General features: G+C 65.0%; 12 protein-coding genes and 1 pseudogene. 9 read left to right on the top strand and 4 right to left on the bottom strand.

Features of this window, described 5'->3' with window-relative positions; all coding sequences use genetic code 11:
* The 4 genes and pseudogenes from BLR33_RS34015 to BLR33_RS34005 form a co-directional block, all read left to right on the top strand.
* Positions 1–793, top strand: a 793-nt coding sequence (locus tag BLR33_RS34015) for an RHS repeat-associated core domain-containing protein (protein WP_322987226.1), incomplete at its 5' end; no start/stop codon positions are given.
* Between the two features lie 684 nt (positions 794–1,477).
* Positions 1,478–1,639: pseudogene (locus BLR33_RS36625) on the top strand (IS256 family transposase); the annotation flags it as partial.
* Positions 1,636–1,860, top strand: a complete 225-nt coding sequence (locus tag BLR33_RS34010; RefSeq protein WP_093788873.1) for a hypothetical protein — start codon at positions 1,636–1,638, stop codon at positions 1,858–1,860. The pseudogene BLR33_RS36625 and the gene BLR33_RS34010, both read left to right, overlap by 4 nt.
* Positions 1,848–2,102 carry a hypothetical protein gene (locus BLR33_RS34005; protein ID WP_143031819.1) on the top strand — a complete coding sequence of 85 codons (255 nt, stop codon included), beginning with the start codon at positions 1,848–1,850 and terminating at the stop codon, positions 2,100–2,102. Before BLR33_RS34010 ends, BLR33_RS34005 begins: the two co-directional genes overlap by 13 nt.
* Here BLR33_RS34005 and BLR33_RS34000 read toward each other — a convergent pair.
* Together BLR33_RS34000 and BLR33_RS35535 are read right to left on the bottom strand one after the other, a co-directional pair.
* Positions 2,080–2,871 (bottom strand): transposase family protein, encoded by a 792-nt coding sequence (locus BLR33_RS34000; protein ID WP_093788869.1) that lies wholly within the window; start codon positions 2,869–2,871, stop codon positions 2,080–2,082. The two genes, BLR33_RS34005 and BLR33_RS34000, sit on opposite strands and share 23 nt — an antisense overlap.
* 454 nt (positions 2,872–3,325) lie before the next feature.
* Positions 3,326–3,604 carry a hypothetical protein gene (locus tag BLR33_RS35535; RefSeq protein ID WP_176930782.1) on the bottom strand — a complete coding sequence of 93 codons (279 nt, stop codon included), beginning with the start codon at positions 3,602–3,604 and terminating at the stop codon, positions 3,326–3,328.
* A gap of 86 nt (positions 3,605–3,690) precedes the next feature.
* Here BLR33_RS35535 and BLR33_RS37060 point away from each other — a divergent pair, with 86 nt between their 5' ends.
* Genes BLR33_RS37060 through BLR33_RS34915 form a run of 3 tightly spaced genes read left to right on the top strand, consistent with a single transcriptional unit; the run spans position 3,691 to position 5,083 of the window.
* Complete coding sequence (locus BLR33_RS37060; protein WP_322987225.1) at positions 3,691–3,957, top strand: hypothetical protein; 267 nt, start codon at positions 3,691–3,693, stop codon at positions 3,955–3,957.
* A gap of 23 nt (positions 3,958–3,980) precedes the next feature.
* Positions 3,981–4,580, top strand: coding sequence for an RHS repeat-associated core domain-containing protein (locus BLR33_RS37055; RefSeq protein WP_322987224.1), 600 nt, complete (start codon positions 3,981–3,983; stop codon positions 4,578–4,580).
* Positions 4,580–5,083 (top strand): hypothetical protein, encoded by a 504-nt coding sequence (locus BLR33_RS34915; protein ID WP_143031818.1) that lies wholly within the window; start codon positions 4,580–4,582, stop codon positions 5,081–5,083. The genes BLR33_RS37055 and BLR33_RS34915 overlap by 1 nt, the downstream gene beginning before the upstream one ends.
* 1,021 nt (positions 5,084–6,104) lie before the next feature.
* On the opposite strand, the gene BLR33_RS33990 is transcribed toward BLR33_RS34915, so the two are convergent.
* On the bottom strand, positions 6,105–7,481 hold the full coding sequence (locus BLR33_RS33990; protein ID WP_093788867.1) for an IS1380 family transposase: 1,377 nt from the start codon (positions 7,479–7,481) through the stop codon (positions 6,105–6,107).
* A 169-nt stretch (positions 7,482–7,650) separates the two neighbouring features.
* Positions 7,651–8,445 (bottom strand): MerR family transcriptional regulator, encoded by a 795-nt coding sequence (locus tag BLR33_RS33985; protein WP_093786968.1) that lies wholly within the window; start codon positions 8,443–8,445, stop codon positions 7,651–7,653.
* Between the two features lie 78 nt (positions 8,446–8,523).
* Here BLR33_RS33985 and BLR33_RS33980 point away from each other — a divergent pair, with 78 nt between their 5' ends.
* Together BLR33_RS33980 and BLR33_RS33975 are read left to right on the top strand one after the other, a co-directional pair.
* Positions 8,524–8,886, top strand: coding sequence for a nuclear transport factor 2 family protein (locus BLR33_RS33980; protein WP_093786969.1), 363 nt, complete (start codon positions 8,524–8,526; stop codon positions 8,884–8,886).
* A 38-nt stretch (positions 8,887–8,924) separates the two neighbouring features.
* Positions 8,925–9,304 (top strand): SDR family NAD(P)-dependent oxidoreductase (locus tag BLR33_RS33975; RefSeq protein WP_176930470.1); only part of this gene is annotated, 380 nt, incomplete at its 3' end.

Below are 9,304 nucleotides of genomic sequence, written 5' to 3'. Positions count from 1 at the left end.
CACCAAGACCAACCACTACGGCTCCGACTCCGACGACCCCGACTGGACCGCCGAGGACACCAACGGCACCATCACCCGCGACGTCCAAGGCATCGACGGCGACCTCGACGCCACCACCACCGCCACGGGCGGAACCGTCCTGCAACTGACCGACATCCACGGCGACGTCACCGTCCAACTCCCGCTCGACACCACCGTGGCGCCCACAGCCCTGGCCTACGACGAGTTCGGCAACCCCGAACCCGGCACAGCCACCACCCGCTACGGCTGGCTCGGCGGCAAACAACGCTCCTCGGAAACCGTCACCGGCGCCACCCTCATGGGCGCCCGCCTCTACGACCCCACCCTCGGCCGCTTCCTCCAGACCGACCCCGTCCCCGGCGGCAGCGCCAACGCCTACGACTACTGCACCGCAGACCCCATCAACTGCTACGACCTCAACGGGCAGTGGGGCTGGCACTGGCACCATCACATCAAACGTTGGTGGCGGCATAACCGAGGGAAGATCGGACGCTACGCTCTACACGTCAGCATCGGGGTTGGGGCGGGCGCGGCAATGGCAGGCCTGTGCGTTGGAACTGGCGGACTTGGGTGCATGCTCGCGGGAGGAGCCATCTGGGGCTCTGCCGGAATTCTGGACTACGGAGTCTCTCACCGCGGTTGGCACCATGCGAGTTCCCGCGGAGCAATGGCTAGTTACCAAAAGGGCTACGGGATAGGATTTATTAGCGGCCTGATCGGACGCTCCGCCTTCAGCGGTAACGGTCGACACAGAGGCCGTTACAGGTGGTGAGTGGGGCGTCGCAACTGCCTTTGACGTAACTGCGCATGGCATGCGGGCCTCGGCGGCAAAGCTGAGGCCCGCTCGCGAACGACCATACAGAAAGCAAGAAGTGATGACCAGGAAAATGCAAGACGGAGACGAGCCGCAAGAGGATGAATTCAATCACCTTGCGTTCGCCTGGAGTAAGCGCTTTATAGCTTCCGCTGCGGTTGTTGTTGTCGTCTACGAGGCGTTGATTATTGCGCTCGTTTCTGATAGGTGGCGCCTTTACTTTGAACCACTGTGCATCATTCTGGTTTATCTCCTCGCGCGATGGAAAAATGCGAGACGCCGCCGTCCAAACTCTTGATCTGACTTTCGCTGGACGTGCCGTCCGGTGCGGACAGGAAGTGCACGCTGCCGCCGAGAACTCTATGTTTCTGACTGCACCACAAAGTCGGGGACACAGTACGACATGAGGGGCCTGCCGATACGGACGCGCAAAAAACGGGAAGGGTGCACAATTATCTCTGTGGGTAGCCATGCAGCCGCCTCCTGGGAAAGCGTTGTCAACGAGTCTCTGGGAAAGACTGAGGTTCAGCCTGAAATCTGTGAATTCAGGACTACCAGCCTTGGGGGTTGGCTGCTGGAATGGGAGGAGTCCGGCCGGGATCGGAACCGGTTCTTCGCGGTCTTCGGCTACGGTGAAACCCGCCAGGCAGCCCGACCGCGGCGCTCGCGATGGTGTTCAAGCTGGTCGAGTCCGCTCAGGCGCGATGGCGCGCGATCACCGGAGCCCACCTGGTGTCCCTGGTCCGGGCCGGTGCGCGGTTCGAGAACGGTGTCCTGGTTGAGCGTGGGAAGCAGGCCGCATGAACGTCGACGACATCCTGCAGAACCCAGGCGAGCACGTCCGCTTCGCAGCCTACCTCGACGAGCTGCAGCAGGTCTCCGACGCGGACGAGGTCGACCTGGTCAGCCGCGTGCTCACTGATCCGAATAGGACGATGGCCCAGTCCGCCTTGTTGCGGCACCTGGATCGTCGAGCCGCCAGCCTCTACCCCGGTCCCGCTTACGAGGGTGGGTGCAGGCGATGACCCGGGCCACGATCGACCGCCCCTTCCTGGTTCAGCGTCTGCGGGAGTGGTCACTGTTCCGCGCCATCACGCTGAAGCTGCCCTGGCAGCCGGACGACCTACTCACGTCCTCCAACTGGCTCCAGCTCATGACTGCCGCCGGGACGAACCCCGAGGCCACCGAGATCCTCGCCGAAGCCGGTCGCACCAAGCGGATCCGCAACACCGCGAAGGCCACCCTCAACCACCACAGACAGAGCTGAAGAACCAGCTCACCCACAACTCTTGACTATTGCTCAGGGTGAGGACGGCTTTGGCGATTGACGTCATGCGGTTGGGGCTGATGCGGGATCTGCGGAAGATCTGCCAGGACTTCAGCCGTGCCATACCTCGTTCGACGGGTGCCCGTGCTGCGGACAGGGCCCGGTTGGTGGTCCGCTCGGTGAGGGTGAGTTCGCCGCCTGGTGGACGGCGCTTCGGGGTGGTGACCCAGTCGCCGGCACCGATGTAGGCCATGTCGGAGAGGATCGGGACGCCTTGCCGGCCGCAGATCCGGAAGATCTTGTGGGTGCGGGTAGCCGTCAGGTCGTGGGTCCGGCCCGGCAGAGCCGGCGACAGCCAAAGGATCTCGCCTGCCGGGTCCGTGACGACTTGCACGTTCACCCCGTGCCGCTTGTGCTTCGCGGAGTAGTCGGCTTTGCCGTCGCCGACGCAGTCGCATTCTGCGAGGGTGCCGTCCAGGAGGACGAAGTCCGGGTCGTGTGCGCGCAGCGACTTCAGCAGTCCCGGCGCCTGTTCGGCGAGCAGCTCGGTGACCGCGGTGACGTAGGCGTGTGCGGTGCCGACGGATATCCCGAAGCCCGCCGCGATGCAGGCGAGGGTGTCGTGGCGTCGCAGATACACCAGTGCAACAAGCGCGCGCTGGTGCGGCGGCAGTTTGCACCGCCGGTCACCCTCATGGGTGACGATGAACATCGTGACCCACTCGACCGGGGCGTGGGGCAGGTCGAGTGCGGCAGGATACGGAACCAACAGGGCTCCCGCGCTGCTGAGCTGAGACGTCGAACACCTCTCTCAACGGCACGGGAGCCCTGCCCGTTGCGCCCCCCAACCCCACACCACCTCGTCACCCGATCAGGCGCCACACTGAAAACGCTCACTGCAAGCCCGTGGACGGGGCACGTCTTTGGAATATTCTGCAATCGGTTCTGCCGCACCGCGGCCAAACAGGCACGCGTCAGCAAGTGGAGCAGATTTGGACGTGTTGGTGCTCGCGTCTTCGGCTGGGAGGTGAGTCTGGCTGCGACAGGCCTTGATTACGCGCACACCAGGAGCCGCGTCAGGTACAGCCACACGTACTGGGCGCCGGGATATCGCTACGGATACGGTGGTTCGGGGAGAATCATGTGAGCGGCTGAGTTACGCAGTCGAGGTATGGCTCGCGCAGGGGAGCGTCATTTTCATCGATGCTCCCCTGCGCATCTCCCTACTCCGAGGAGCCGCGACGGATACGCCGTTTGCCTATGATGACGAGGACGGCATGTGCGACAACGATGAGCGCGGCAATTCCTGCAAGTACCCGTCCCCACCAGATGATGTCCGCGTCTATCGTTGCCAGGGCAACCAGACCTGGGACGATCAGGATGTAGAGCAGGAATGTCGAGAGCGGGTTCACTCCCCAGGTCCAGCTTCGAGCCAAGCGTTCCGGTAGCGGCTCTTCCTGCCGTCTTGCGAAACGGGACCGATCGTCGCTGGCGTGTCTCATGGCTACGATTGTACAAATCCGCCTTCGCTGAACTGCCTTCGGCCAATTCCTGTCGATCGACCCCGTCCCCGGCGGCCAGCGCCAACGTGTGCGACTACGTCCAGCAGTCCACCGATGGCGACAACAGCCAGACCTACAACCTGGACGTCGCCCAACGGATCGGCAACACCCAAGCCTTCAACGACATCGACGGCACCTGGACCCTCACCGACACCACCACCAACCACTACGACTCCGACGATCCCGACTGGACCGGCGAGGACAGCAACGGGAGCATCACCCGGGGTTTCCAGGGCATCGACGAGGACTTGGCGCCACCACCACGGCGACGGGCGGTACCGTCCTGCAACTGACTGACATTCACGGCGATGTCACCGTGCACCTCCCGCTCGACACCGCCGTCGCGCCGACAGCCTTGGCCTACGACGAGTTCGGCAACCCCGAGCCCGGCACGTCCACCATCCGCTACGGCTGGCTCGGCGGCAAACAGCGCTCGTCGGAAACGGTCACCGGCGCCACCCTCATGGGCGCCCGCCTCTACGACCCCACCACCGGCCGCTTCCTCCAGACCGACCCGGTCCCCGGCGGCAGCGCCAACGCCTACGACTACTGCACCGCCGACCCCATCAACTGCTACGACCTCAACGGCCAATGGGGCTGGCACTGGCACCACTGGCGCCACACAGCTCGTCGCGCAACAAACTTTTACTGCAGCTGGATTGATTTCTGCACTCACTACAGCGTTTCGGGGGCGCTGCCACATAGAATCAAGCCGAAAAAGGTCAATGAGGGGCGCCTTTTCAAATCGCGTGAAGAAGCAGAGCGGCAGGCCAGGGAGGATGCCAGGCACGGTGGCCGATGCTTCTATCGTGGACCGTGCCGCAAGGCCGATCACGTGCATGTAGACTGGCTAAATAAGGCTGGAGAGATTGTTCGTACATTTCATTATCGCTGGCTCCTGAAGGGAGATGAGTAATGGAAACGCCCGCAGGTGGTACTCAATCCGAGGCGCCACTAGGGCTTGCAGATGATGTTGCTGAGTCAATTCGGCGGCATGCACTGCTTGTCAGTTTCGCTGCCGACGATCCATCCAGTGTTGCCGACGAAACTCGCACGCTGCAAAGCCTTCTTGAGGCCTATTTTCAGTCACTGCCGGAAGATCTCCAGAGACTGACACTCGCCAATGCGACTGCAAGCGCCGAGTCGGATGTCAGCGGACCGGAGAAACGCAGTGGTGGACAGCAGGTGGAACTGACGGTTGCATATCGAGTCGAATGCGCAAGTGTCGAAAAAGCAATCGAGACGGCTCATCGAAGCGCAAGGAGGAATGGTAGAAAGTCATCCTGTGCGCCTACTGGGGGAACGGTTACAGATGCTGTAGGAGCCCTTTTCCTGGAAGATGGGTGGAAATTCGGCGACTATGATAGAGAAGTGATTCAACTCGTAGGGGAGTCTTGGCAATGCAGGAGGATCCCCTAGCGATTTCTTCGCATTGTTAAACCGTGTGGATCCGCCGCTCAGTCGGGCCGGATCCACACGGTTTGATGAGGCCAGAGGGAACCGTGCGAACGTTGACATCGAACTTCGTGAGGGGCTGCCGACGGAGTCGGCGAATCCCAGCGTCTGGGTTTAGTCAAGCGGCCTGCATGGTTGGGTTGCTGGTGGAAGAGCGGTCGAGCGAAACGGTCACTGAGAAAACCTCAATGACTTGTAGGCCGCGATCGAGACGGTGTTGCCCGAGTTCGACCGCAGGGAACGGCAGCCAGGGCGTACGCGGCATCAGGGCCGACTGCTATTCCACGACGTCCTGTTCGTGCTGCACACCAGCCGCCGACTGGTCGAGTGGGCGATGGCCGGCCTGCGGCCGTGGCGGCGCATGTCCTTCTCTCGGAAACGGTCACGGTGCCACCCCCATGGGCGCCTCCGCCCTCGGCCGCTTCCTCCAGACCGACCCCGTCTCCGGCGGCAGCGCCACCGCCGACGACTACTGCTCCGCGAACCCCAACAACTGCTATGACCTCAAGGAAAGTGGGTCTGGCACTGGCACCATCGCATCAAACGTTGATGGCGGCACAACCGAGTAAAGATCGGGCGCTACGCTCTACACGTCAGCATTGGGGCCGGGGCGGATGCAGCAATGGCAGCCCTGTGCGTTGGAACCGGCGGACTTGGGTGCATGCTCGCGGAAGGAGCCATCTGGGGCCCTACCGGAATTCTGGACTACGGAGTCTCTGAGCGCGCTTGGTACCGTGCGAGTTCCTGCGGAGCAATGGCTACTGAACTTGAATGGTGATGTCGGTGCGCTTCTCCTGACATCGGGATGTCGACACCGGTAGCCCTTACCTCGAAGTTTCATGACGGTCCGCCGACGGAGTCGGTGGGCCGTTTCGTGCCGTGGATTGCGAGTGGACAGGCGGGGGCCCGGGTCTCGTCTCGGGGTGACGCCGGGTTCCACTGCTCCGGTGGCGGGCTGCTGTCGTAGGGGTGTGAAGGTTGCTGGTCAGTCGGGGTTCGGCAGGAGTGCGAGCTGGTTGAGGGCGTCGGTGATCACGCCGGTCCAGGGCCAGTGCCGGGCGAGGCGGAGGATCTGCCTGCGCCCGGTGGTGACGAGCTGTCCGGCTGCGGTGAACAGGCGGAGTCGCAGGCGGCGGGGTTCCCAGAGCCGGGCGGTGCCGGTGAGGGCGAGCATCGGCATCCAGGCCAGCAGGTCGAGGGCGACCTGCACGATCTCCAGCCAGATGCGGTTTTGGGCGGTGCGGTGCAGGGGCAGGTTGCGCAGGCCGGTGGCGCGGGCGTTTCGGATGCGGTCCTCGGCGCGAGCCCGCAGCCGGTGACGCAGTTCGAGCTCGGCGATCGGGAGATTGGTGGTGTTGGTGGCGAAGCACGTCAGCCGCAGGCCGTCCGCATCGGTGATCCGCAACTGGGCACCGGGGTGCGGTCGTTCCTTGCGGACGATCAGCCGCATCCCCTTCGGCCAGCCGGTCAGGACGTCGCCGGTGAGTTCGGCAACCCAGGCGCCGTCGCGGATCCCGCCGTCTGCCTCGACGGCCGCCGTCCAGGCGGACGCCGGAACCTTCAGTACGTGGTTGTGGATCTGCTCGGTGACGGTCATGCCGACGGAGTAGGACAGCCACCGTCCCTGCGGGGCGAGCCAGGCGACGAAGGTGTGGGTGCCGCCGGCGGAGTCGGTGCGGATCAGGGTCCGGCGCCCGCGCCGGTACTCCTTCGGCAGCTGGGCCAGGGCCAGTTGGGTGGCGGTGACGTGGTCGTCCGCCGTGTTCGAGCCCGCGTTACCCGGTCTGAGCAGAGCCGCGACCGGCTCGCCGGTACCGCCCGGCCCGTGGTCGACGAACCCCATCAGCGGGTGGTGGCCGTAGGTTCGCTTCCAGGTGGGTGCGGCGTCCTCCTTGTCCGAGTGTGCGATCACCAGCACCCCGTCGAGGTCCACGGTCACCGCCCCGTCCGCATCCGGCGCCCGCTCGCCGGCCAACTTCCAGACGCGGGCGCGCGCTTCGGCCCGGGCAGCACGGACCGCCGCCAGAGCCTTCTCCTCGGAGGCGGCGAGGGTGTCGATGAGGCGGGAGACCGTCGGGTCGGAGGCCACCGGCCCGAACACAGCCGGCTCCGCCCGGAGCATGCTGGCATCCGCGAGGCAGTCACCGCCCAAGGCGACCGCCAGGGCCACGTCCAGGAGGACCTTGCCCGGATCGTGGACGGCCCTCGGCTTCCGCCACGGCATCAGCGCCGCCGATATCGCGGTGTCCAAGCCGGCCTTGCGTACGGTCTCGACCAACAGCACGCCCCCGGCCTGCGAGACCACCGTCCGACCGCCGCTCTCGATCCGGACACGCGGGTACGACCCGATACGCTTCTCCACCGGGAGTACCTCATTCCGTGCAGCCAACAGGACCCCAGAAGAGTCCAATCGTTGCAGTTCAGGAGTGCTCTCTGCTTATTTGATCAAGCCTCGGTGCTCCAACTCGTGAGAGCGCGAGGCTCAACGTGTGCGCCCCGTCGTTCCAGGACTCCGCACCGCACTGACCGCTTCAGGTGACACGGAAGACCGGCCAGCCGATCTCGGTGCGCCACGCAGCGGGATCGCTTGTGTCACGGGGGCCGACGACGTAGACCTCCCGTACCGGCCCGGCCACCGACATCGCGTTCTCCACCACCCAGGTCCCGAGCTCGCCGTACGTGACCTCGATGCCGTCATGTTCGCCGACGTGGGTGGTGACGGCGAGTTCTGCGGCCGGCAGAACCGTGGGGTGCACGCGTCCGGTGCGAGGTGGCGCAGCGGTCGGCAGGTAGACGAGCGCGTGACCGCGCTCCTGCTCGAAAAGGGCGTTGTCGTATATGCCGCCCGGCGGTCCGGTCACGGCGGCGCCGACGGCCGCCTCCAGTTCGGCCATCGCGCCTGCGAACCACGTCGCCATGTCCCGATGCCCGACTACGGCCTCCACCGCTGCGACCGTCCGGGCGGGCTCCGCACGCAGCTCGACGTCGATCGGCGCGGGGTCGGGCCGGAGTAGGCGGCGCAGCGACACGACCGCAGCGCGGGTACGGTCGAGCGCGTCCTCGAGGCGTCGCAGGTGGTCCGTGACCAGGGCTGCTCGGACACCGGGGTCGGGGGTCCGCAGGATCCGCTGCACATCGCTCAGGGGGACGTCGAGCTCGCGGAGCCGGTGGATGACCTGCGCGGTCGGGATTTGGTCGACGCCGTAGTAGCGGTAACCGGTGGTCTCGTCCACCACGGCAGGTTCCAGCAAGGCCGCCTCGTGATACCGACGCAGGGTCCGCACACTCAAGTGGGTCAGTCGCGAGAACTCCCCGATGGTCAGCATTCCGTCAATCTAAACGCTCCCCTTGGGGGAGAGTCCACGGCTTGACCCTCCCTCGCCGCGAGGTCACACGGTGGGCTCATGACACAGCACACCGATCTCCCGTCCGATCTGCTCCCGACCACCGTGCGCGAGTTCTTCGCCGCCCACATCGTCCGCGACGCCGACACCGCCTCGTCGTTCCTCGCCGAGGATGCGGTGATCGTCGACCAGGACGAGACCTTCCGCGGCCGAGAGGAGACCTACGCGTTCCTGCGGGACGCCGGGTCCGAGTTCGAATACACGACCGAGCAGATCGGCGCTCACCGCGTCGATGACGCCCATTGGGTGGTAACCGTGCGGCTCGAGGGCACCTTCCCTGGTGGCGTCGCCGAGCTTGACTACCGTTTCGCGCTGCAGGACGACGGCATCGCCGAACTCGTCATCGCCAACCATCCGGCCTGACCGAATCCGCACCACCTCGATCTTCAGTGGAGAGAAAAATGTCCGGTACAGATCGCGATCGTCTCGACGGTCGCAGGGCGCTGGTCACGGGCGGTTCGAAGGGCTCGGGCAAGGCCGTCGTGGAGAGACTGCGAGAGATGGGTGCCGACGTGTGGACCACGGCACGCACTATGCCCGGCGGCTACGAGCGCCCCGACCGATTCATCGAGGCGGACACTTCCACGGTGGGTGGTGCAGAGGTTGTGGTGTCCAAGATCTCTGAGGGAGGTGCGCTGGACATCCTGGTGCACGTTGTCGGAGGGTCGTCAACCCCACCTGGCGGGTTCGCGGCAGCGACTGAGGCGCACTGGCTGGCGGAACTCAACCTGAACTTCTTGGGAGCTGTCCGACTGGATCGAGCGCTGCTGCCGGCAATGGT

The organism is Actinacidiphila guanduensis (assembly GCF_900103985.1).
Taxonomy (GTDB): Bacteria; Actinomycetota; Actinomycetes; order Streptomycetales; family Streptomycetaceae; genus Actinacidiphila; species Actinacidiphila guanduensis.
This window is presented reverse-complemented; position numbering and strand designations above follow the sequence as displayed.